The 22,979-nt window shown below is 63.2% G+C and carries 20 protein-coding genes; 10 read left to right on the plus strand and 10 right to left on the minus strand.

Going from position 1 to position 22,979, the window contains the following annotated elements:
• From KGJ62_09330 to KGJ62_09375, 10 genes are all read left to right on the plus strand, one after another.
• A partial coding sequence (locus KGJ62_09330) for a tetratricopeptide repeat protein (GenBank protein ID MDE2126780.1) occupies positions 1-682 on the plus strand: 682 nt, incomplete at its 5' end.
• Positions 683-1,081: 399 nt separating this feature from the next.
• Complete coding sequence (locus KGJ62_09335) at positions 1,082-1,723, plus strand: hypothetical protein (protein MDE2126781.1); 642 nt, start codon at positions 1,082-1,084, stop codon at positions 1,721-1,723.
• A 752-nt stretch (positions 1,724-2,475) separates the two neighbouring features.
• Complete coding sequence (locus KGJ62_09340) at positions 2,476-4,824, plus strand: hypothetical protein (GenBank protein MDE2126782.1); 2,349 nt, start codon at positions 2,476-2,478, stop codon at positions 4,822-4,824.
• 226 nt (positions 4,825-5,050) lie between these two features.
• A complete protein-coding gene (locus tag KGJ62_09345) occupies positions 5,051-5,686 on the plus strand; it encodes a corrinoid protein (protein MDE2126783.1) in 636 nt (211 codons plus the stop codon).
• Between the two features lie 292 nt (positions 5,687-5,978).
• Positions 5,979-6,866, plus strand: a complete 888-nt coding sequence (locus KGJ62_09350) for a homocysteine S-methyltransferase family protein (GenBank protein MDE2126784.1) — start codon at positions 5,979-5,981, stop codon at positions 6,864-6,866.
• Positions 6,867-6,886: 20 nt separating this feature from the next.
• The gene (locus tag KGJ62_09355; protein MDE2126785.1) at positions 6,887-8,056 is read left to right on the plus strand and encodes a hypothetical protein; all 1,170 of its coding nucleotides are present in this window, start codon (positions 6,887-6,889) and stop codon (positions 8,054-8,056) included.
• Positions 8,034-8,897 (plus strand): DUF1638 domain-containing protein, encoded by an 864-nt coding sequence (locus KGJ62_09360; GenBank protein ID MDE2126786.1) that lies wholly within the window; start codon positions 8,034-8,036, stop codon positions 8,895-8,897. The genes KGJ62_09355 and KGJ62_09360 overlap by 23 nt, the downstream gene beginning before the upstream one ends.
• A 6-nt stretch (positions 8,898-8,903) precedes the next feature.
• Positions 8,904-9,992 (plus strand): hypothetical protein, encoded by a 1,089-nt coding sequence (locus KGJ62_09365; GenBank protein ID MDE2126787.1) that lies wholly within the window; start codon positions 8,904-8,906, stop codon positions 9,990-9,992.
• Between the two features lie 45 nt (positions 9,993-10,037).
• The gene (locus KGJ62_09370) at positions 10,038-11,060 is read left to right on the plus strand and encodes a uroporphyrinogen decarboxylase family protein (GenBank protein ID MDE2126788.1); all 1,023 of its coding nucleotides are present in this window, start codon (positions 10,038-10,040) and stop codon (positions 11,058-11,060) included.
• A 12-nt stretch (positions 11,061-11,072) separates the two neighbouring features.
• Positions 11,073-12,626: a DUF4445 domain-containing protein gene (locus tag KGJ62_09375; protein MDE2126789.1), complete on the plus strand. Its 1,554-nt coding sequence runs from the start codon at positions 11,073-11,075 to the stop codon at positions 12,624-12,626.
• Here KGJ62_09375 and KGJ62_09380 read toward each other — a convergent pair.
• The 10 genes from KGJ62_09380 to KGJ62_09425 form a co-directional block, all read right to left on the minus strand.
• Positions 12,618-13,544 (minus strand): slipin family protein, encoded by a 927-nt coding sequence (locus tag KGJ62_09380; protein ID MDE2126790.1) that lies wholly within the window; start codon positions 13,542-13,544, stop codon positions 12,618-12,620. The genes KGJ62_09375 and KGJ62_09380 overlap by 9 nt on opposite strands.
• Positions 13,545-13,578: 34 nt before the next feature.
• Positions 13,579-16,089 (minus strand): alpha-glucan family phosphorylase, encoded by a 2,511-nt coding sequence (gene glgP, locus KGJ62_09385; protein MDE2126791.1) that lies wholly within the window; start codon positions 16,087-16,089, stop codon positions 13,579-13,581.
• 255 nt (positions 16,090-16,344) lie between these two features.
• Positions 16,345-16,995, minus strand: a complete 651-nt coding sequence (locus tag KGJ62_09390; protein MDE2126792.1) for an MBL fold metallo-hydrolase — start codon at positions 16,993-16,995, stop codon at positions 16,345-16,347.
• Positions 16,992-17,969 (minus strand): bifunctional riboflavin kinase/FAD synthetase, encoded by a 978-nt coding sequence (locus KGJ62_09395; GenBank protein MDE2126793.1) that lies wholly within the window; start codon positions 17,967-17,969, stop codon positions 16,992-16,994. Before KGJ62_09395 ends, KGJ62_09390 begins: the two co-directional genes overlap by 4 nt.
• Positions 17,966-18,943 carry a tRNA pseudouridine(55) synthase TruB gene (gene truB, locus KGJ62_09400; GenBank protein ID MDE2126794.1) on the minus strand — a complete coding sequence of 326 codons (978 nt, stop codon included), beginning with the start codon at positions 18,941-18,943 and terminating at the stop codon, positions 17,966-17,968. The genes KGJ62_09395 and truB overlap by 4 nt, the downstream gene beginning before the upstream one ends.
• Positions 18,940-19,935 carry a DHH family phosphoesterase gene (locus KGJ62_09405; protein MDE2126795.1) on the minus strand — a complete coding sequence of 332 codons (996 nt, stop codon included), beginning with the start codon at positions 19,933-19,935 and terminating at the stop codon, positions 18,940-18,942. Before KGJ62_09405 ends, truB begins: the two co-directional genes overlap by 4 nt.
• Positions 19,935-20,321: a 30S ribosome-binding factor RbfA gene (rbfA, locus tag KGJ62_09410; GenBank protein ID MDE2126796.1), complete on the minus strand. Its 387-nt coding sequence runs from the start codon at positions 20,319-20,321 to the stop codon at positions 19,935-19,937. Before rbfA ends, KGJ62_09405 begins: the two co-directional genes overlap by 1 nt.
• Positions 20,322-20,376: 55 nt before the next feature.
• Positions 20,377-20,619, minus strand: coding sequence for a DUF503 domain-containing protein (locus KGJ62_09415; GenBank protein ID MDE2126797.1), 243 nt, complete (start codon positions 20,617-20,619; stop codon positions 20,377-20,379).
• A 54-nt stretch (positions 20,620-20,673) separates the two neighbouring features.
• Positions 20,674-22,620: a translation initiation factor IF-2 gene (infB, locus tag KGJ62_09420; GenBank protein ID MDE2126798.1), complete on the minus strand. Its 1,947-nt coding sequence runs from the start codon at positions 22,618-22,620 to the stop codon at positions 20,674-20,676.
• Positions 22,617-22,907 (minus strand): YlxR family protein, encoded by a 291-nt coding sequence (locus KGJ62_09425; protein MDE2126799.1) that lies wholly within the window; start codon positions 22,905-22,907, stop codon positions 22,617-22,619. The genes infB and KGJ62_09425 overlap by 4 nt, the downstream gene beginning before the upstream one ends.
• Positions 22,908-22,979: the final 72 nt, after the last annotated feature.

Consider the following 22,979-nt stretch of genomic DNA (forward strand, 5'->3'; position numbering starts at 1 on the left):
GTCTAAGGCGAGCGCCGTCACGGCGATCCGGCGGGCGGCCGAACTGGCGCCGGATGACCCGCTGGCACAGAGGGCGCTGTGCGAAATGCTGGCGAGAACGGGTGAAACCGCGGAGGCCCGCGCGGCCGTGGAGCGGCTGCTGAAGACGTTTCCGGATCAATGGGAGACCTGGTCCAGTGCCGGCCACGACCTCGCGACCTACCTGGACGCGCCCGATTGGGGCTGCGAGCTTTCCGCGCGAGCCACGCAGCTGCAGCCTGCCCTTCCGGTTACCTGGCGGTCGTATGGAGCCACACTTTGCACCGCCGGGCGCTTCGATGAGGGCGACGCAGCGTACGACCGCTGCTGGCAGCTGACCACGCAGCCGCGGCACCCCGGTCGCACGCTGGAGGTGGCGGAGAGATTCCTGCCGGCGCAGCGGGACCTCTTGGAGAAATGGCTGACCCGCGCGCTGACGGATGCCGCGGCGTGGATGCCAATCTGCGCTGGGAGGGCCGAGTATATTCGCGCCCGAGCGCTCGAAGGGCTGGGTCGTTCAGATGCTGCCGCTGCCGCATACAGGCGCGCGCTTGCGTCCGATCAACTGAGCGATGAACACCGGCGGCATGCGCAGGACGCTTTGCGCTGCCTGGGAGACGCAGCGGGTGCGTCAGCACCCAACCAGCGCCGGCCAAAGGCGTGAGCCGATCCGGCGCCGCCGGGACGCGGCATGTATTCGGGGTAAGCAGCGATGCTGCGATCGGCGGGTAACTCGAAAAGCTTGTGATATGGTGGCGCCGATTGAAGTTATTACTGCGGCGGGTTTCGCTGCGGAGACCAAACCACCAACTGCTGCGCAGTCGAACGTGTCGCGCGACGGCAGTCAAACAACCTGGAAGCGAGGCCGGAAACTATGACAGGCCAGGGCATTGGATTCGGACTTATAGTTGTAGGCGCACTTTGCATCGTGCTCAATGCGCTCGGATCAGCCCGCTGGATTGGGTTGGTCATGATCGGTATTGGCGCGATAGTATACGCCCGGCCGACAAGCGTGGACGATCGAACCGCTTCATGCGCTCCTACCCGCCGCATGCAGCCGCCCTTGTTAAGATCAACGCGGCACAATGTGCTGGCTGCGGCTGCAGTCATATCCGCGATCGCCTTCGCCGGCTGTGCGCAGCCGGGTCCGAACGGCGGCGATTCACAAGGCACAGTGCCAATTGTCGCAAATCCAGGTCCGTCGTCACCGGCGCCATCGCCCGCTCCGCCGCCGGCGCCTGCGGCGGCGCCACCTTCCCAGGCCGCCAACGCCCCACAGGCTGGACAGACCGTAATTGGCCCGTTTCCGGACCAGGTGACCAAGCCCGGACCGATCGACACCTCACTAGTGACCGTAGGCGCACCTATCGCGCCGGCTACAGTCGCGTCCGATGAAACGTTTCGCGTCGCCTGCCCGGTCAGCAACGCCAATCCGGCCGACGCCAAGGCCACCGTGGTGCTGACCCTGTCGCTGGATGGCGCGCCGTTGGATACGGAGCAGGAGAGGAATGACAATATCGCTTTCATAGACACGAACACAACGGTACTCCCGGCCGGGATGCTGGATGGGGCGGTCGGGCGCGACGTGACAATCCACAACCGATGGGCCCAGTCCGTCCGACTGGCCGGCAATATCAACGTGGTGCTCACGCAGACCGGGCAGACGGTGACGAGTCCGGTTTTCTACGTGGAGTTAACACCGTAGAATGGTCGGCCGCGCAGTTCCGGGGGAGGAACGGTCTCGCGCGCCCAGATGGGACCGGTGAGATGTTCCTCGCTCACCCGGCTCGTCGGATGGCTTGCCGCCACGGCGCTGCCAGACAGGATGCCGCGCCGGCGGGCGGCGCAACCGTGCAGATCGCGTGCTCGCAGCCGGGACTGGCGTTTGCTCCTCGCTTTGTGGTGGTCCCACAGGGCCGGAGTACCGCCAGCTTTCCGATCTACACTTCCGTCCCCCAACAGGCACAGGTCTGTTGGCTGTCCGCGACGTACCTGCGGGTCACGAGACACGCGTCACTCACCGTCTTACCGTGACCGAGCCTGGGACGGTTGTCATCACGCCCTAGAACCGGCCCCCGCCACACGGCGCCATACTCATGACGGAATGGCGCCGTTGGGGCCGACTGGTGGCCTGAGACGGAGCCGGACGGGCCTGACCGCGGCAGCGTGGGCCAATTCGGCGGCGGCTCCGTTAGAGCGTCCGAGCGTGATTCCCATGCGCGGAGTTGCAGGAGGTGGCGCAGAGACGGTTAGCGAAGGATCCGGAAGCGCGCGGAATCGGAATTCAAGTGAGTGGCCGTTGAGAACGGTACGCGACTGACTGCAGCGCCAATGACCCGAACGTGCCGAGCCTTAAGCGTCACCGCACTGGCCCTCGCGCTTGCCATGCCTTTCTCCGCTAGATGCACGGCGCGTCAAGCTGCGCCGGCGAGCGCGGCCAAAGCGCCGCAAGCGCCCGTGACCACCTGGCGAGTCCTCTGTACCATCTACCCCAACGTCAATGCAACCGTAGTGGGACCCAATGGCCGCCTGCATCGTGTGGTCTCATCGTACTCCGAAGCGTGGATCCAGGCCGTGAAGTCGTACATCGTCGACTTCGAGCAGACAGTAGCCAGGGAATCGCTCGGGCGATGCCGTGTCGGTGTCGCCACCGTCGTTGTAGACCGGACGCTGTCACACTTCAGCGGTGGCCCGGCACGATACTTGCCGGCTGCGAGCGAAGTTGACCCGGAAACCGCAGCTTACAATACACCCCGGCAGTTTGACATGCGGGCCATCGTGTTCAACAGCGGTGACGGTACCAACAATTTGCCGGAAGACATTGGTGGTCTTGGGGGTGGTTCGGTCGGGGGCGGGACGTTGTGGACTCCGCTGTGGGCAACGACGCCCAGTCGCGCCAACATGCTGCGCGTGGTCGGCGTTCTGGTACATGAGTGGATACACTGCCTGGACGGCTATGTATTTGGCCTGAACGCCTACCGGATCGAAGGCGAACATGCCACCGGGCGCGCTATCTGGTATCCGGGCGGCACGTGGTGGCGCGATGCCGGCAGCCAACCGGTTGGTGATTGGTGGGGCCAGCTACTTGGCCGCCGATACACGGATGGCACGCTGTATTGGGGATACAGCGAAGCAGTGTTTGCATCGGGAACAACGCTCCGGCGCGCAAGTCCCCTGCCTGTGCAGCTCCTCGGTCCGTTCAACAACACCGTATGGGATAAGCCACCGAAGCTAGTTTGGGCGCGCGTGCCGGCAACGAGCTTTGCGCTGGAAATCTACAAATCTGGGGCGCCGGATCGGTCCGTCTATTCGCGCGCTGTGCCGGCTGCGCCGTTTACGCGGCCAGACGCCACAAGCGGCGCCGGCCTGGTTTACGAGGACCTCAAGACTCTTGGCGCCATCTCGTACCAACTGCCGGAACACGCCCTGACACCCGGCTCTTACACTTGGCACGTGTACGCGGTGAACGCTGGCCACCGATCCGTCGACGGAGACGAGCTCGGCTTTACCATTGCTCCAAAGCTCGATCCGCCTACCGTGAAGGTTGCCCGGCTCGAGGCGGCGCCGCCCGGCAGCGATCCCGAACCTATCTCCGTGCCGGCGAGTGAGCCGGATCCCGCAATCGCACTCAGAACTCCACAATCGTGCACGGTCGGCGCGGAGGGCGCGGCAATCCGTCTCTGCTCCATAGTCACCACACAAAACCAGATAAAGCGCGCATGGGCCGAGGTAACCGACCCGGGCGGTGGCGTAACCGTTGTGAACCAGCACCGGCACACCCCGGAGCCGGAGGAGACGCTGTGGGTGGGCCCCTATGCCGTTCCGGCAAACCGCTCCAATGAAGACGAGTACTACGGTGTGCAATTCTGGGCAGAGGACCTGACGGGAAAAGTAACAAGTTCCAGCACAACCTCTTTTCGCGTGGCTCCGAAGCCGGCTGACGCCCAGGGGGCGGGCCTTTCTGCAACCTACTTCAACAGCAGGAATGGCACAGACCCTGTCCTGCAGCGCGTGGACGGACCACTCGATTTCTTCTGGTCCGGCAGTCCGGCGCCCGGCCTGGGTTCGGAGAACTACAGTGTTCTGTGGCAGGGATATCTGATGCCGCCGTACACCGGGCACTATGTTTTCTCGGTACACGTCGATGACTGCGTCCGGCTATTCGTTGGCGGCATGCTCATTCTCAACCATTGGATTGCCCAGCCGCCGTACGACTTCCAAACGTCGGCGGATCTGGTTGGCGGCAAACTGACGCCGATCCGGATTGAGTACTTTAACGCTCAAGGCGTGGGCGCCTTCACCCTCCGGTGGAGCAGCGACAACGTTCCGGAAGCGATCGTTCCCGCAGCCAACCTGTATGAAACCCGCAGTGGCTCGCAGCTCGAAGTTCAACCATCGCCACTCGCGCTGGAGCCCCGGCAGCCGGACGGCGTGCTGCCCGCGCACGGCGGTCGTCTTCTGCTGGGCGCCGTAATCAATCCTCGGAAGGACCTCGATCACGCGTGGGCACAGGTTACAGACTGGCGCGGAAAGCAGTCGCGCGTCAGTCTGGTCGATCGACAGTGGCTGGGCTATCCGGACGACGGTGCGAACCTTGCGCTAACCGGAGAATACCAGGTACCTGCAGCGGATAGCGCTCGATCCAAACGCGAACTGCAGATTGTGTACGTTGCACGTGACACGCAGGGCCGACGCGTTCAGTCGGAGCCGCAGCGCTACCTGATTCCCTATCCGCCTCCCGGAGCCGGGCAGGCGCCGCTCCGCGCCCCGGCCTTTCACACGAACGCCCCGCAGCTGCCGCCGTAGGTGGAGGCCTCGGACGCCATTGGAATCAGCACAAATATGTGAGACAGGTCCGTTTGGCCGGTCGCATCCGCCCGGCACCGCGACGCCACGCGCAATACCTGTTGTTTGAATTCTGGATTTCCGGGTACACTAATACACTAGTATCGGCAGGACCGGTTTCTGTGCGTACCACGCTTGGAGGCGAGGAAATGCACAAGGCGATATCCGGAAGGAGGGCAAACCGATGGTGCCTGATCTGCAGCAGCTGTTCGATGCCGTACTGGAGGGCAACGCGCCGGCCGCCAAGTCCGGTGTCCAGGACGCCCTGGCAGCGGGTATGAAGCCTCAGTATTTGCTGGATGAGTGCCTGATCCCCGCGATGGACGAGGTTGGGCGAAGGTTTGAGGCAAACGAATACTTCGTGCCGGAACTGTTGATCGCGGCACGGGCCATGAAGGGCGGCCTTGAAATCCTCCGGCCTCTGCTGGCGGAGAGTGGCGGCAAGCGTGCCGGCAAAGTTGTAATCGGCACCGTACGCGGCGATCTCCATGATATCGGCAAGAACCTGGTTGGAGCCATGCTGGAAGGCGGCGGCTTTGAGGTTATCGACCTCGGTGTGGATGTATCGCCGGAGCAGTTCGCCACAGCTGTGCGCGATAACGGCGCCGAACTGGTTGCTATTTCCGCGCTGCTTACCACCACGATGTCGGGCATGAAGTCGGTGATCGAAACGCTCGACAAGCATGGCATGCGCCCAGGCGTGCGCGTCATGGTTGGCGGCGCTCCCGTAACGCAGCGCTTTGCCGATGAGATCGGAGCCGACGCTTTCAGCGACAACGCGAGCGGCGCCGTTCGGGTCGCTCGTGGGCTCCTCGCAGCCTGATGATGTCACGTCGGCTGCAGAGAACCGGCTCACGGGTTGCGCCACCGAAGAGCTTCGGAGACCAGCGCGCTGCCCGGCCGGCACGCTCCATGCCGCGCCAACAGATGCACTTCGGCTCGCAGCCGCTATGGCGGCGCGCGCGGGGGCCGGGCTTTTGCATCACCGGCGTCGTCCCGCTCACCGACCACCCGCCGGATAGTGTCCTGGAGCAGGCGATTGGCGCCGACCCCCCGATTGGGCCACACACGTTCGGCGCTGCAGGTTTCCATCGCGGGCAACGGATGTGAACGCAATGTGGGATGAGTTGATGGCCGCCGTGCCGGTACTGACCGATGGTGCGTGGGGCACGCAGATGCAGGCGCGCGGTCTGCCAATCGGCGCGTCTCCCGAAGCCTGGAACGTGTCAAAGCCGGATGCCGTTTTCGCCGTTGCGCAGGCGTATGTGGATGCCGGCAGCCGCGTCATACTCACGAACACGTTCGGCGCGAACTCGATCGCGCTCCGCCGTCATGGCCTGCAGGATCGTGCTGCTGAGATCGCGTTTACCGGGGCCGCGCTCTCGCGTCAGGCGGCGAACGGTAGGGCTCATGTGTTCGCATCGATCGGCCCAACCGGGCTGGTGCTGGCGATGGAAGAAGAGCCTCCCGAAGTCATCAAGGCCTCGTTCGTCCAGCAGGCTCGCAACCTGGCGGACGGCGGCGCAGATGCGCTGGTGATTGAAACGATGAGCGAACTGGCAGAGGCGCGCCTCGCCGTTGCAGCCGCCAACGAAACGGGCCTTCCTGTTGTGGTGAGCATGACGTACGGCGCAGGCCGGGCCGGAGATCGAACGCCCATGGGCGTTACGCCGGAAGAAGCGGCTGCCGAGCTCGAGGCTGCAGGCGCCGATGCAATCGGCGCAAACTGCGGGGACGGCGCCGAACAACTTATCGCGGTAACCACCCGCTTGCGTGCGGCAACGCGGCTGCCGCTGTGGATCAAACCGAACGCCGGTCTGCCGGTTCTGGAGAATGGCAGAGCGGTTTACAGGACTTCTCCGGATGATTTCGCCGCCCATTGCTGCCGCCTGGTGGATGCCGGCGCCGGCTTTATCGGTGGCTGCTGCGGCACCGCACCGGCGTTCATCGCCGCGCTGCATGATGCGCTTGCCGAGCGCGGGACAGCGAGTGACGACACTTAGCCTTTGATCGGAGGTGAGCGATGAATGCGCGTGAACGGTTTAACGCAACGATGCACTACCAACCGCGAGACCGCTCGCCCATCATGGACTTTGGTTTTTGGGATGAGACGACCACGGTTTGGCAGCAGGAGGGCTTGCCGAAAGGCGTTGATCCGGATGATTTCTTCGGCATGGATCCGCAGTGGATTGTCGCGCCGATCAATGTCCACCTCTCTCCGGGCTTTGACCACCGCGTGGTGGAAGACCAGGGCGACACCGAGATTGTTCGCGACAATGAGGGCGTCACCAAGGAGCAAGGCAAATTCCTGGGCTCGATCCCGAGGCACCTGGACCACGTACTCAAGGGGCGCGGCTCATGGAAGCGCGAATTCCTATGGCGGTTGGATGGCTTCGATCCGGCGCGCTATCCCTACAAATGGGAGGCGCTGGCAGCCCGGTACAAGAGTCCGGAACGTGACTATCCGCTGGGCATCAACGCCGGCTCACTATACGGGTGGATCCGGAACTGGATGGGCCTTGAGGCGGTAAGCCTGCTGGTCTACGATGATGCCGTCCTATTCGCGGAAATCGTGGAAGCGATCGCAGATTGCGTTATCACCACGATTACGCCGGCTCTCGAATCCGGCATTCAGTTTGAATACGCCCTGATGTGGGAGGACATGTGCTACCGCGCGGGCCCGCTGCTGTCGCCGCGCGTCTTCAAGCAGGTGCTCGTGCCACAGTACGCCCGGATCACCGCGCTGCTCCGGCGGTTTGGGGTGGATGTTGTGATAATTGATTGCGACGGAGATATTCGACAGCTCGTGCCGCTGTGGTTGGATGCCGGCGTCAACACCATGTTTCCCGTGGAGGTCGGCACGTGGGGCGCCGACGTTGTGGCCTACCGCAAGGAGTACGGCAGGGATCTCCTGATGATTGGCGGCGTCAGCAAGCGCCTGCTGGCCGGTCCGCAGGATGGCATCTCACGCGAGGTCGAGCGACTGACCCCGCTGGTGGAAGAGGGAGGCTTTATACCGACACCCGACCACCGTGTGCCGCCCGATGTGCCGTTTGCCAACTATATGTTCTACCTCGCAGAGGCGCGCCGCTGCTGGGGCAGATGCATGCCGAACCTTCGCCCGATGAACCACCCCACCGCCAGCGCTCACCCAGCGGATGCAGTCCGGTATGCGTGGCACCTTGGCCAGTAGTCGCGATCTGCATCCCGCCCGTCACGGCGCCATGAACCTCAAGCTGATATCCTGCGAAGTCTTCTGCCGAGAGGCAGAGCACGTCATCACGCAGTCACCACACCATATCGAGGTCACGTTCCTGCCGATGGGGCTGCATGACATCGGCGCCCGCGGCATGCGTCCGAAGATCCAGGCCGCGGTGGACGCCGTCGACGACCGGCAGTTTGACGCGATCCTTCTCGGATTTGGACTGTGCAGCAACGGACTCGCGGGCATTGTCGCCAACGGCATACCGCTGGTGCTTCCTCGCGCGCATGACTGCATCACCCTCTTTCTGGGCAGTTCCCGACGGTATCTCGACTACTTTCATGCGCATCCCGGCGTCTACTTCAAAACGACAGGCTGGATAGAGCACAGTAGCGATCTTGACTCGACGGCGCAACTCTCTCTGCAGCGCAGCCAGGCTCGCGGGGCGGCGTTGGCTGATCTGATTGCGCGCTATGGCGAAGACAACGGTCGTTACCTTCACCAAACGCTCAGCGCCGGTTCCGAACAGTACGGCCAGATCACCTTCATCGAGATGGGAGTTGAGCCGAACGCGGCCTGCGAGCAGCATTCGCGAGACGAAGCCCGTGCGCGTGGATGGCAGTTTGAGAAGGTCCGTGGCGATATTGGCATGATACAGAGGCTTGTGAGCGGCGACTGGCGCCCGGAGGAGTTTCTGGTGGTTCAGCCGGGATCCACGATCGCCGCGCGGTATGACGAGAGTATCGTGGCTGCCGAACCCGCTCCCGAAAGCCGCCATACAGACGGCGGAGGGCCACCCGAGCCATCCGCAAGTGGCGCACCGAAAGGTTGACACGGCATGAAACACAACAGTCTGACATCACGGGAACGCGTCAATCTGGCGCTTTCGCATCAAGTGCCCGATCGCATTCCGCGCGCCGAGTCGTTCTGGCCCGAGACCATACCGCTCTGGCACTCGCAGGGCCTGGACGTTGGCACCGACCTTGCGACACTCTTTGACTACGATATCCGCGGCGCCGGTTGGGTGCACCACGATGCGCGACCGGGATATGTGCGAATCGTGGATGAAACGCCGGACTGGTCGATCCGTGAGGATGGAAACGGCGCTATCCTGCGATACTGGCGCCACAAGAGCGGCACTCCGGAGCACATCGGCTTTACCGTGACCTCGGCAGATTCGTGGACGGCACTCAAACGGGATCTGCTTGCGATACCGGTTGAGATGCGGGTGGATGCCTACGGCGCGCTGGCCACGATGCACCGGGCACATGCGGAGGGGCGCTGGTTCTGCTGGCAGGGCGTTGAGTGCTTTGAGATTGCCAAGGACATCGTCGGCCATGAAGTGCTATGCATGGCGATGGCGGACGAGCCGGACTGGGTTGTTGATCTTTTTGAGACGCACACACGCCTGGCCACCGAAGCCCTTGACTACCTGGAGCGATGCGGCATACGATTCGATGGCGCCTGGATCTTCGGTGATATCGCCTACAACCATGCGCCGTTCTGCTCGCCCCGTATGTATCGATCGCTGGTAATGCCCTCGCACGCCCGCCTCGCCGGCTGGTTCAAATCACGCGGGCTGCCTGTCATCTACCACACCGATGGCGACCTGAGGCAGCTCATTCCTTCTTTCCTCGAAGCCGGCGTCGATTGTCTGCAGCCGCTGGAAGCCAAAGCAAACGTGGATGTGCGGGCGTTGAAGAAGGAGTACGGGGATCGGGCCGCGTTCATGGGCAACATCGACATCATGGTTTTGATTACCAACGATCGGTCTCAGATTGAGGCGGAGGTTGCCGGCAAGGTACCAGCCGCTATGAAGAACGGAGGATACATCTACCACAGTGACCATTCGATACCTCCCGGCGTCACGTGGGAGACGTATCAATACCTGATGGAGTTGATCGATGCATACGGCGCCTACCACTAGCATCCCAGCAGTGCGGCACTCTGCGAGCGGGACGGCTGGGCGGGCGTGAACAGCCGTGAGCGTGTGCTGGCACACCTGGACGGTCGGCCGGTGGACCACCTGCCTTTTATGGCGATCACCATGCAGTTTGCAGCCAGGCGGCTTGGCGTTTCTTACCGCGACTATGCCACCAACTATCGTCACCTGGTAGCAGGGCAAATCCAGGTGGCCGAAGCGTTTGGACTGGACCACGTCAACACGATGAGCGACCCGGTTTGCGAAGCTGCGGACTGCGGTGCAAAGACCGTGTCGCCGGACGACTCACCGGCATGCATCGATGCCGCGCATCCGCTGCTTGCCGACAAGGGCAGCCTGGCGCGTCTGAACGTTCCGAGCCCCTACGCCGGCCGGATGATGAACCGATTGAGTGCGTTGAGCCTCTATCGCGAGCGCGTCGCCGGCGCCAAGCTCATCGAGGGCTGGATTGAGGGACCATGCGCCGAGGGTGCGGCGCTGCGCGGATTGAGCCAACTCATGCTGGACTTCTACGACGACCCTCCGTTTGTAGCCGACCTGTTCGAATTCGCGGTGCAGATGGAGCTCTCATTCGCCGCCGCGCAGGTGCAAGCCGGCGCGGAGTGCATCGGTATCGGCGATGCTGCGGCATCCCTGATAGGTCCGCAGCGATACGAAGAGTTTGTGTGGCCGTACGAAAAGCGGATGGTGGATGGAGTGCGCAGCCTCGGCGCTCGCGTCCGGCTGCACATCTGCGGCAACACCCGGCCGATCCTGGGCCGGATCGCCGCGCTGGGCTGCGATATTGTCGACATCGACTACCCGGTGCCGATGGAGGAGGCGCGCAGTCAACTTGGACCTGACCAGGTGCTTGCCGGCAACCTGGACCCGGTGCGGCTGGTGCAGAACGGAACGCCGAACGAGGTAGAGGCCGCGGTGGGCAAATGCCATGCGGCTGCCGGCGACCGCTACATCGTTTGCGCCGGCTGTGAGGTTCCGCGGGATACTCCCCCCGAGAACCTCGCCGCGATGCGGCATTACGCCGGCATGCATCAACCGGCCAACCCGAACTGACGAAGCAAGCCAATGCCCCAGATCACGTTAAGCCCAACGGCCACACGCTTGAATGCCGCGCAAGGTCAGCCGCTGCGAGACATCCTGTTTGAACATGGCGTTGAGTTTCCGTGCGGCGGCCAGGGCCGCTGCCGTGGATGCCGCGTTCGCATCCGCAGCGGCAGTGGCACACCGAATGGTGTGGAGCTTGACCGGCTGACGCCACAGGAACTGGCCGACGGGTGGCGCCTGGCATGCCAGTGCCGGGTCGAAACCGATATGGAGGTAGAGCTGCGGCAGTGGGACGCCGCGGTACTGACCGACGATACCGCCTTCCGGTTTACCGCGCAGGAAGGCGCCGGCATCGCAATTGACCTCGGCACCACCACACTGGTGGCGCAGCTGCTCGACCTGGAAACCGGGCGGGTGCTCGCCGTACGTACGGCGTTGAACCAGCAAGCTCGTTACGGCGCCGACATAATGAGCCGAATTCAATTTGCCATGTCGGATGGTGGCCAGCTCCTGCTCGAGTCGGCGATTCGTGGCCAGTTGGGCGGACTGGTACGCCAGCTTTGCCAGGCAGCCGGAGTTGAACTCGGGCGGCTGCGCCGCATCACGCTGGTGGGCAATACGGTGATGCATCACCTGTTTTGCGGCATATCGGTAGAGCCGCTCTCCATGGTTCCTTTCGAGGCGCAGCACGCCGGCCTTCAGACTATCTGCGCAGCCGCCCTGGACTGGTGTCTGGCTGAGTGCGCCGTGGTGCAGTTTCTTCCGTGCCTCGGCGGTTTTGTAGGCAGTGACCTGCTCGCCGGGATACTCGCCACGCAGCTTCATACCAGGCGGGAGCCCTCGGTGCTGATTGACCTCGGCACGAACGGCGAGATCCTGGTGGGAAATCGCGACAGAATCCTGTGCACGTCAACCGCAGCGGGTCCGGCGTTTGAAGGGGCGCGCATCGCCATGGGAATGCGCGCGGCGTCAGGGGCGATCTGGAAGGTCGGTGTGGACGGTGGCGTGATGACCTGTGAAGTCCTTGGCGACGGTGAACCGCGAGGCCTGTGCGGCAGTGGTCTCGTGGACGCGGCGGCAGCCGGCCTGGATATCGGCGTGATCAACCCATCGGGCCGGCTGGATGGCGGGCGTGACATCGCACTGGCCGGCCCGGTGTCACTGACGCAGGCGGATATCCGCCAACTGCAGATGGCCAAAGGTGCAATAGCCGCCGGACTGCGCATCCTGCTGCGAATGTTCGGCGCCGAAACAGCGCAAATCGAGCACGTCTTCCTTGCCGGGGCATTTGGCAACTACGTTGATCGCGCCAGCGCACGGCGGATCGGTCTGCTGAACTTCCCACTGGATGTCATCGAGCCGGTCGGCAACACGGCGCTGTTGGGCGCCAAAGTTGCGCTGTGCAGCGGCAGCGATTCTGATGCGAGCTATCCGGATATCTGCCGCCTGGCGGAGCATGTGCCGCTGCACGCCGCTGTCGACTTTCAAGAGACCTTCGTGGATCAGATGGGCTTCCCGACGCAAAGCTGCCCAGAACCGATCGCGGTTGGAGCTGCCGCGGGCCATTCAGGCTGATTCCGGCCCGGGAGTTCCTTCTTCGGCAGTTGCAGCGGCGCCGGCGCTCTGTGCGCCAACGCCGAGTGACAGGGCGGCCATGCCTGCGAGACCGCCGAGCTGCATGGAATCGACTGCCGAGCTCGGCACTATCACAATGGTCGCGTTCTGTTTCAGACCCTCATACAGCATGTTCATAGCGCGCAGGTGGAAGGCAATGGGGTTCTGGGCGTAGGTCTTGGATGCTTCGCCGAAGTTCTCGGCAACCTGCCGCTCCGAATCGCCGAGTATCACGCGCGCCTGGCGCTCCCTCTCCGCCTGGGCTTGCATCGACATGGCGCTTTCCAGCGCAGGCGGTATCAGCACGTCCTTCACCTCGACGGCAATCACCTGGATGCCCCATGGCTCCGTGCGCGCATCGATGATGGTCTGAAGGTGAGCGCTGATGGTTTCGCGCCCCTCGAGCATCTCGGCCAGCATCGTCTTACCGATCACGTCGCGGAGAGCCGTCTGGCAGGCCCATCGGATAGCGGTCTGGTAGTCGGCGACATCCAGCGCGGCGCGCTTGGGATCCACGACCTTCCAGAAAAGGACCGCATTGACATCCACCGGAACCGTGTCCTTCGTCAGCGTTTTTTCGGCGGTAAAAGACATCGTGATGACGCGGATATCGATCCAGTATGCGATCTGATCCAACACAGGCAGTATGAAGAAGATGCCCGGGCCGCGCAGCGCCTGAAACTTGCCCAGGCGTAATACCACGGCGCGCGCCCACTGGTTGGCAACCTTGACGGAGACACTGATCAGCGCTGCCGCAACCACCGTCAAAGCCACGACAGGCGAGCCCGCTCCCGTGAACCCCAGACTGTTGGCAAGCGGCAGGCCCACGATCAGAATGATAACAAAAAGCGCCGCCGGCAGAGTGTTGCTCTGTTTCATCGGTTTGCCCTCCACCCCTCATAACACAGTTGGCTCAATGCTCCCATAGTATGCATGGATTCTCAAGGGGTATTGCGGCGCCATCGCAAACCGGAAGCGCCCGCACGGTGTAGTCGGCGGACGGCCTCTCGGCAGCGACATCGGCGCAGTATACGGCGAGAGTGCCGGAGGGCTGTGAACCGGGAGTCATGGGTATGCGCTCCGGCCGGCCTCCGGGTACGGCATCGGCATACAACTCCAATCGGATCTCATCCGCGCGCAGTCTGCCGAAATCGACGGTGAGCTCAAAGTGATGCCGGCCGTCGTAAGTACGTTGGTCGAGGTGGCTGAACTTGAGGCTCTGCCAGTCATGCAGCGTGCGCCGCTGCCATGAGGCGATGCCGTGCGCGGCGCGGCATCCGTCGGCCGTACGTTCTTTAAAGGCAGCAGCGGCCGGAATATAGTAGCTCTCGGTATACTCGCGCACGCTGCGACTCGCGGCAAACCTCGGCGTGAGGCTGGCCATACTCGCTCTCATCCGCTGCACCCAGCGGCGTGGTATGCCCGACGCGTCACGATCGTAGAATTCCGGGATCACCTCTCGCTCCAGGAGGCTGTAGAGTTCCTCCGCCTCCAGCGCGTCCCACTCCGCATCGCCTCCATGCTCGGCTCCATCGCCCAACGCCCAGCCCACCGATGGATCATACGCTTCCGCCCACCAGCCGTCGAGTTCCGAAACGTTGATTCCGCCATTTACAAGCGTCTTCATTCCGCTGGTGCCGCAAGCTTCCCAGGGACGGCGTGGCGTATTGATCCAAACGTCTACGCCCTGAACCAACTGCTCCGTCAGCAGCATGTCGTAGTCGGCCAGGAAGGCGGCATGATCGCGCACCCCCGCCTGGCGCAGGAAGCCGACCCAGTCCTGGATCATGGCCTGGCCCTCATAATCCTGCGGATGCGCCTTCCCTGCGATCAACAGCTGAGCGGGACGCTGCGGATCGCAGAGCAAGCGGCGAAGCCGCTCCCTGTCGTGCAGCAGCATATTCGGCCGCTTGTACTCGGCGAACCTCCTCGCAAAGCCAAGCGTCAGCACATCGGCGTTGAAAAGTCTGCGGGCGGCGTCCACTTCGTCCGCCCCGGCGCCCGACGCCGCACGGTCGCGTGCCACGCGTTCACGCACATTGGCGACCAGAGCAGTACTTGCATCCGTTCGGTACCGCCAGAGCCTCTCATCCGACACCTGACCGATGTCGTGCGGCAAGGAGGAAGGATCGCCGCGCCACCGTTCTTTGGTACACGCCTCGGTCCAGAGCGCGTCGGCTTCCGCAGAGTCCCAACTCGCCATGTGCACACCATTCGTGACGTGCCCCACGGGTACCTCCGCCCTCGGCCATCTGGGAAACAGTGGCTGAAAAATCGCTCGGCTCGCCTCACCGTGGAGCCGGCTGACGCCGTTCACGGCGCCACACCCGCGCAGCGCGAGCCACGCCATATTGAAGTACTCCGAGCCATCGCTCCCACCGCTCCGCCCCAGCGCCAGGAGTTGCTCGGCATCGATTCCCAACCACTTGTTCGCGTAGTCACCGAGGTATCGGCACACCATCTCCGGAGCAAACCGATCGAACGCGGCGTCGAGCGCCGTGTGCGTTGTAAACAGGTTACCAGGACGTGCCGCGGTGAATGCCACGTGAAATGGCTGGTTGCTATCCGCCATCAGACCGCGCGTCCGTTCCAGAACCGCAAAGGCGGCATGTCCCTCATTCAGGTGGCACACCTCCGGTGCAATCCCGATTTCGCGCAGCAGTCGCCAGCCGCCGATACCCAGAGCGAGCTCCTGCTGCAGTCGCAACTCGGACCCTCCGCCATAGAGTTGCGATGTTATATCTCGTTGGGCAGGATAGTTCGCCGGATCATTGCTGTCCAGCAGAAAGAGCCGAACGCGGCCGACCTGCACCTCCCACGTCCGAAGGGTCAACGGGCGACCCGGCATTTCCAACTGGATGCGTATCCACTCGCCGTCCTGGTTTCGAACCGGCGTGACGGGCAGCTGCCCGGGTTCCAGGTAGGGCCAGACGGCATCCTGCCCGCCATCTGGACCGATCACCTGGCGGAAGTAGCCTTGCTGGTAGAGGAGCCCGACTGCCACCAGCGGCACTCCAAGGTCACTCGCCGCCTTCAGGTGGTCTCCGGCGACGTTGCCCAGGCCGCCGCAATACAGCGGAAGCGCTTCGCTAAGCATGTACTCCATGCTGAAGTAGGCAGCGGCGGTCAACTCCGCTTCGGGGTGCTGCTGCTGGAACCATACCGGCGTCGCCATCGCCGCCCGGCGCTGCCGCAACAGCCCGTCAACTTCGCTGCGGAAATCCACGTCCTGCCAGAGTTCGTCGCAGCGCCGCGGTGATACCGTCTGCAATACCGCCCATGGATTCCGTGTGAACTCCCAAAGCTCCGGGTCCAGCCGGCACCACACACGGTCGGAAGCGTGATTCCACGACCAACGCATATCAAGCGCCAGGTCGCGCAGCGCCATCCATGCGCTGTTCTCGGTGCTTTCACGCGCTGCCATAGCTGCATGACCTCCAAAACACCACGATGGTTGGCCACCCCAATGTGCCAGAATGGCGTTCCGTTTTTCAATACGCCCGGCGATGCGCAAACGATACATCGCAGGAGAAGCGACCGCAGTGAATCGAGTGCGCTGCGACATCGGTTCGCTGCGCCGTCAATTGGGCATCGATCAGCAGCCGCGCAGGTCGCCCGGCGCCACTTGAATAGGCCGGCGATAGCCGCGCATCACTCCAGAATTCATCCCGCCGGACTGTCAGCTGCGATCATGGGACTTCAAGGCTGGGCAAAAGGGATTGCCGGCCATTTCAACAGCGATCGTCGTCTCTTCCCGATGGCCGGGCAGCACGCGCGTCTCTCCCGGCAGTGTGTACAGGCGCGTGCGGATCGAGTGCAGCAGCTGCTCCAGGTTGCAGCCGGGAAAGTCCGTTCGGCCAATGCTCCCGGCAAAAAGAGCGTCGCCACTCAATACAACGCCATCCAGTGCGAAGCTGAGGTGGCCCGGTGCATGCCCGGGAGTCAGCAGCGCCGTCATTTTCGTGTCGCCAACCTGGATCACCTCGCTATCGATGATAAACCGGTCCGGTGGCGGGCAATCCTCGACCTCCATCTCAAACATCTGGGCGGTGGTGGCCGCCAACTCCAGAAGCTCGACGGCATCGGCATGCAGCGCCACGGCTGCCTGTGTTTCGCGCTTGTAGAATGCGAGACCCGCAACGTGGTCGAAGTGGCTGTGCGTCAGCAGAAGCAATTCTATCTCATCACAGTGCGCGCGTATCTGGGGCAGCAGCTCCTCACTATGAAACGATGGGTCCACCAACACGCCATGCCGCGACCGGCGGTCGACGATGAGATAGGTGTTGTTATCCAGCGGATCGAGCCGCCACGAGTGGATTTGGAACGTCATTGCTTTTTCCCCTGCGGCCTTGCCAGCACGTCGACCTCCGGCAGATCACCATCCAGCAGCTCCCGGCATACCGCTGCGTCGTCTCCGATTTGCCCCTTGAGCGCTTCCAGCGAATCAAACTTCTTCGCGGCTCGAATGCAGCGGACAAACCGGATATCCAGACGGGAGCCGTACAAGTCGCCGTCAAAGTCAAGCAGATGGAACTCCAGCGCTCGTCCCGCGCCGGGCACCGACGGCCGAGCTCCCAAACTTGCGGCTGCGGCCACGACTTCGCCGCTCTCCAGTCTCGCAGCGGCTGCATAGATACCGTCTGCCGGGGTTATCTGGCGCGCAGCGGGCAGCAGGTTGGCGGTTGGGTAGCCCAGGGTACGGCCGAGCTGCGCGCCACGAGTCACGGTGCCCGAGAGCACCCAGGCGTGGTTTAGAACGGCCTCGGCATCCCCGATGGCGCCGCGCATCAGCAGATTGCGGATACGTGAACTGCTCGCCGGTTCGTTCATCTCCATCACAGGCTCCAATGCGTGGAGCACAAATCGGCGGGCGTTGGCCGCGGAGCAGAGCAAAGCGGTATCGCCGGCCCGATCTCGCCCAAAGCGGAAGCCCGAACCGACCACCACGCTTCCGGCCCTCAGCCGGTTGACAAGCACGTCGTCGATAAACTGCTGCGGCGGTTGTGCGGCGAACCTGGCATCAAATGGCGCCACCACCAGCCAATCGATACCGCAGTCCGCGATAAGGTCACGCTGCTGATCCGGCGTCGTAATCCGCCGCGGCGCCCGTTCCGGTGCCAACAGTTCAGCGGGATGCCGGTCAAATGTGAATGCCACGGACTGCCGGCCATGGCTGCGGGCATCGGCAATGGCCGCTTTCAGGATGGCGCGATGGCCGATGTGGATGCCATCGAACGTGCCCACGGCAACGGTGCTGGGTGACCAGCCGGCCGGTATCTCCTCCAGCGAACGCAGGACCCTCATACTGCCGGCATAACCGTTTCCGGTAGAAGATGGCCGGCACGACGTCGACAAACCGCGACCAGGCGGCCGGATCCACTCAGTGCGGCAACCGCTTCCTCGTCGGTTCCCGCGTCCGAAGCGGGCACGGCTCGGCCCACCATCAGCCGGCCCTCCGCCTCCTCGTCTACCATCTCAATCGGCATCATGCTTGCCACGGTCGCCAAGGGCAGCAGAGCGGATTCGGCCGCGCCCGGCCGCTCCAAATCCGGCAGCAAGGTCGATGTGGACAGCGTGAACGGGCCGTCTGCGGACCCGACCCATGTGCGGCGAAGCCCACTCATCACAGCCCCGCAACCCATCGCCTGCCCGATATCGTGCGCCAGCGTGCGGATGTAGACGCCGGACGAGCAGGTGACAATCAGCTCGGCCGTTGCATTCTCCCCCGGCGTGAATGCCTCCAGAAGCAGCTCGGATATCTGCACGGATACCGGCGCGCGATCTACTTCGTCGCCGGCCCGGGCAAGCTCATACAACCGTACGCCGTTATGCCGCCTGGCCGAGACCATGGGCGGGATCTGGAGGATGGCGCCACGGAACGCCGGTAGCTGCCGTTCCAGGTCCTCGCGCCGCAGCGCGGCGGCGCTGCACCGGCGTAGAGCCACACCGGTGTTATCCTGCGTGTCCGTCTCGATGCCGAACGTGAACTCAGCACGATACTGTTTACGCCCGCTGGAGACATACCGCGCCAGTCTTGTGGCAGAACCAACGCAGAGTACCAGCACGCCCGTCGCCATCGGGTCCAGCGTGCCCGTGTGACCGATCCGTCGAAGATGCAATGCTCGGCGTAACGTGGCAACCACGTCGTGGCTGGTGATGCCGCCGGGTTTATCCACGACCAGGAAACCCGCCGGTGAGCTGCTGGGATGGTCTGCCGCGGCTGATGACGCACCACCGCATCGCGGTGCAACAACGACGCCGAGTTCCGGTGCACTCATCCGGTCTGCAGCCCACGTAGTTGGCGATGTGCCTCTTCCACCACCGCGGCGACCGCCGCTTCCAGTGGAGCGTCCAGTGTACATCCGGCTGCAAGGTGGTGACCGCCGCCGCCAAAAGCCTTCGCGACGGCGTTTACATCCGCGCCTTCCCTCGCGCGCAGGCTCACCCGGATCGAGCCTCCCGACAGCTCACGAAACAGTATGCCGATCGTGGCGCCACGCGTTGAGCGCACGACCGTGACAATCCCTTCCGTGTCGGCATCGGAGGCGTTCAGGTCGGTAAAATCGGACCGGCGGACGGCAGCCCAGACAACGGAACCATCCGGCGTGGATTGGATATCCGACAGCGCTCTGCCCAACAGCTTCAGGCTGCCCGGAGTTCGATCCTCAAACACACGCTCGCAAATCGGCGCCGGGTGGGCGCCCAGCGACTGCAGGATCGCAGCCAGTCGAAAGGTGCGCGGCTCGACCGCCGGATACCTGAAACCGCCGGTATCGGTGATAATGCCGGTCATCAGGCATTCAGCGATGGCCCTGCTGCGAAGAAGCCTGCCGCTGGCGCGCTCCAGGGCAACGATCAGGCGCCACGCCACCTCGGCGGTGGAGGCCGATTTCGCATCGACGAGCCGGATATCGCCGAATACACCGTCGGCCACATGGTGATCGATATCAATAGTGGTTTTGGCCGACCGTACGGCCGGCATGACCGGCCCACCGATGCGTTCCAGCTTGCCCGCATCGCAAACGAGCGCGACGTCAAAATGGCGCTGGAGCGTGCGCGATTGCACCGTTGATGCCCCAGGCATCCAGCTATAGATATCGGGCACTCCGTCCGATGAGAGGGGCAGTGCGATGATGCCAAGGCCGGTGAGCGCATGCGCGAGGCCGAGTATGGAGCCGATGGCGTCACCATCGGGGTTGGTATGGGTTGCAAGCACCACCGATCGCGATGCCAGAATGGCCGCCACCGCACGCTGAAGGGCGGACGCCATCAGACGGCGCCCTCACCGGGGGCAGATTCGTCCTCAAGCGGCGGCAGCTCGGCAGCAACCTGTTCCAGAATCCGGCGCATCCGCTCCGCATGCTCCATGCCTGCATCGAGCTGAAACCGGATTTCCGGCGCGACCCGGAGGTGGCTGTGACGCGTGAAGGCTCCGGCCAGCCGTCCGGCTACGGCGTTAAGCGCATGAAGCGCCGCCGCCCTTGCGGCATCATCGCCCATCACGGTAACGGCAACTCTGGCGTGACGCAGGTCTCGGGAGATTTCCGCGCCCGTGATGGTGACAAACACGAGACGAGGATCCCGTAGATCCCGATGAATCATTTCGCTGAGGTCGCGAATGAGCGCGTTTTGAATCCGTTCCTGACGCAGTGTCACCGCGGTTTACAGCCTTTCCGTGCAGCCCGCTCTTTCGCCGGGGGTGGTGCGCATATCAGTCGATCTCACGATCCACACGGACCACCGCGAGCTCCGGCACGGCGTCAAAACACTCCACGATCTTTTGAAGGGTCGACTCGACGACGCGACCACTGTTGCTGACGCACGCTACGGCAATTTCCGCCTGCTGCCACGCGTCGTTGTGAGCGACCTCGCTCACCGAAACGTTGAACCGCTGCCGGAGGCGCCGGATCAGGCCGCTAATAACGCTGCGCTTATCCTTGAGCGAGTGCGCCATCGGAATACGGCACTCCACAGTCAGCAGGCCTACGACCGCGCGTGGCACCGGTTGCTAGTCGCGTTCCACCACGCGGACCTCGAAGCACTCCACCACATCGCCCTCCTGCACGTCGTTCCAATCGACCACGGTGATTCCACATTCGAAGCCCTGGGCGATATCCCGGACATCCTCCTTGATGTGCCGCAGGCTGTCGATCCTACCGGCATGCACAAGCTCACCGGCCCGCAGAATGCGCGCCTCGGCGCCCCGGACGATTTTGCCTTCCGAGACATAACTTCCGGCGATGTAGACGCCACGAGGCGTATGGAACACCTTGCGTACCAGAGCCTTGCCAAGCTCGAACTCCTGGGTAATCGGCTCCAGCCGGCCCTTCAACAGCCGGTCGAGGTCCTCGACCAGTTCGTAAATGAGCGTGTACGTGCGGATTTCGGTTCGGTTACGCTGCGCCAGCTTGCGTGAGGCGGCGTCCGGCATGCTGTTGAAACCGATGATTATGGCGCCGGTTGCTTCGGCGAGAATCGCGTCCGCTTCGGTAATTCCACCCACACCGCTGTGCTTGACGACGGCGCGGATTACCTCCTCGCCTTCCACCTGCTCCATCTCGTTGAGTTGGGCCAGTACGGCTTCCAGGCTCCCGTGAACATCGGCCTTCACGATCACATTGAGGTCACTGTTACCGGCCTCATCGGCGCGCTTAAAGAGATCGGTCAGCGAGCCGTGCTGCGCCGGGGTAAGCCGCTCTTCGCGCTGTTGGTTGCTCCGGCGTTCCGCGGTAGTTCGCGCCTCCCGCTCGTTCTTCACCACCTCAAGGGTATCACCGGCCTGGGGCGCAGCGTTAAGGCCGATGATCTCCACGGGAGTTGAGGGCGTGGCACGGTCGAGGCGTTCGAACCGTTCATTCGTCATGGCGCGCACTTTGCCCCACGACGAGCCGGCCACGACTGCATCGCTCTGCTTCAATGTACCGCCTTGAACCAAAACTGTAGCTACCGCGCCACGACCCGTTTCTACCCGCGACTCTATAATGGTTCCTGTGGCATCGCCACCATATTCCGCTTTCAGTTCCTGCACTTCCGCAACCAGCAGGATGTACTCCAGCAACTCCGGCACGCCGGCGCCGGTTTTGGCAGAAACAAGAACGGCCGGTGTGGTGCCACCATAATCCTCCACAACCACGTTCCGCTCGGTCAGTTGAGTCTTCACGCGATCGGGGTTGGCATCCGGCAGGTCGGACTTGTTAACGGCAACAATGATCGGTACTCCGGCTGCCTGAGCGTGATTGATGGCTTCGTCCGTCTGGGGCATCAAGCCATCGTCCGCAGCAACCACCAGCACCACGATATCGGTCACCGAAGCGCCACGGGCGCGCATGGCGGTAAACGCCTTATGACCTGGAGTATCGATAAATGTAATCTTGCGCTTCTCGCCGTCGTGTTCCACTTCTACCTGGTAGGCGCCAATGTGCTGCGTGATGCCTCCAAATTCGCCACCCGCAACGTTGGCCTTTCGGATCGTATCGAGCAGCGTGGTCTTGCCGTGGTCCACGTGGCCCATCACGGTAACCACGGGTGGCCGCGTCTGCGCCTCGGCGCCAGCGCCATGCCGTCGAGCCATCTGCCTTGACTTCGGGGGAACCTTGAACTTGATAGCAGCGCCACATTCGGCTGCCAGGCGCTCTGCCGTTGAATCGGTGAGTTTCTGATTGATGCTCACCAGTTCGCCCATGGCGATAAAGCGCGCTTGTGCGTCTGCGGGCGACAGCCCGAGTGCGATTGCGAGTTCGGGTAAAGCAGGATCGTGGCTCACCTCAACGGTCTTTTTCACCACTACGGCTTTGCCGAGCAAGGCGCGAACGGTATTGGCTGTCTCCAGGTCCAGCATGGCTGTGAGCCCCTGCGCCTGCACGCCCAAATCGTGCAGCTGCAGAAGCAGCTCGGCATGCGTCATTTTAAGTTCGCGCGCCAGGTCTGTCAGTCGAGTTCCTGCCATCACCGTCATGCGGTCTCTCCCTCGTCGATCGTACTTGCAGCGGCCCGCAGCAGAGCTTCGAACAACTCCGGCGCCAGCTTCTGCGTTTTCAGCGCCTTTTCGAACCGCCGCTGCTTCTGTGCGAGGCTGATACACCGTGTGTCCGGACATATCCACGCTCCGCGGCCGTTCTGCTTCTTTGTTGCGTCAAACACAATGATACCGTCGGTATGCAGCACCACGCGCAGGAGTCGGGGTTTGGGCTGCGTGGCGCGGCATGCTGCGCACGTGCGTATCGGTGTGTGCCGGGTCTTCATGGGAATGCAGTTGCGCCGAAGTCGGGCTGGTGGCGGGTGGCGCCGGGTTGCAGCGGGCCGTGGCCGAGCCGA

This window comes from Armatimonadota bacterium (genome assembly GCA_028871815.1).
Classification (GTDB): Bacteria; Armatimonadota; Chthonomonadetes; order Chthonomonadales; family Chthonomonadaceae; genus REEB205.

Coding starts and splice junctions, on each gene's coding strand:
- KGJ62_09350 (MDE2126784.1), top strand. CDS start 5,979: ATGTGGGATGAGTTGATGGCCGCCGTGCCGGTACTGACCGATGGTGCG.
- KGJ62_09355 (MDE2126785.1), top strand. CDS start 6,887: ATGAATGCGCGTGAACGGTTTAACGCAACGATGCACTACCAACCGCGA.
- KGJ62_09360 (MDE2126786.1), top strand. CDS start 8,034: ATGCGTGGCACCTTGGCCAGTAGTCGCGATCTGCATCCCGCCCGTCAC.
- KGJ62_09365 (MDE2126787.1), top strand. CDS start 8,904: ATGAAACACAACAGTCTGACATCACGGGAACGCGTCAATCTGGCGCTT.
- KGJ62_09375 (MDE2126789.1), top strand. CDS start 11,073: ATGCCCCAGATCACGTTAAGCCCAACGGCCACACGCTTGAATGCCGCG.
- KGJ62_09380 (MDE2126790.1), bottom strand. CDS start 13,544: ATGAAACAGAGCAACACTCTGCCGGCGGCGCTTTTTGTTATCATTCTG.
- glgP (MDE2126791.1), bottom strand. CDS start 16,089: ATGGCAGCGCGTGAAAGCACCGAGAACAGCGCATGGATGGCGCTGCGC.
- KGJ62_09390 (MDE2126792.1), bottom strand. CDS start 16,995: ATGACGTTCCAAATCCACTCGTGGCGGCTCGATCCGCTGGATAACAAC.
- KGJ62_09395 (MDE2126793.1), bottom strand. CDS start 17,969: ATGAGGGTCCTGCGTTCGCTGGAGGAGATACCGGCCGGCTGGTCACCC.
- truB (MDE2126794.1), bottom strand. CDS start 18,943: ATGAGTGCACCGGAACTCGGCGTCGTTGTTGCACCGCGATGCGGTGGT.
- KGJ62_09405 (MDE2126795.1), bottom strand. CDS start 19,935: ATGGCGTCCGCCCTTCAGCGTGCGGTGGCGGCCATTCTGGCATCGCGA.
- KGJ62_09415 (MDE2126797.1), bottom strand. CDS start 20,619: ATGGCGCACTCGCTCAAGGATAAGCGCAGCGTTATTAGCGGCCTGATC.
- infB (MDE2126798.1), bottom strand. CDS start 22,620: ATGACGGTGATGGCAGGAACTCGACTGACAGACCTGGCGCGCGAACTT.
- KGJ62_09425 (MDE2126799.1), bottom strand. CDS start 22,907: ATGAAGACCCGGCACACACCGATACGCACGTGCGCAGCATGCCGCGCC.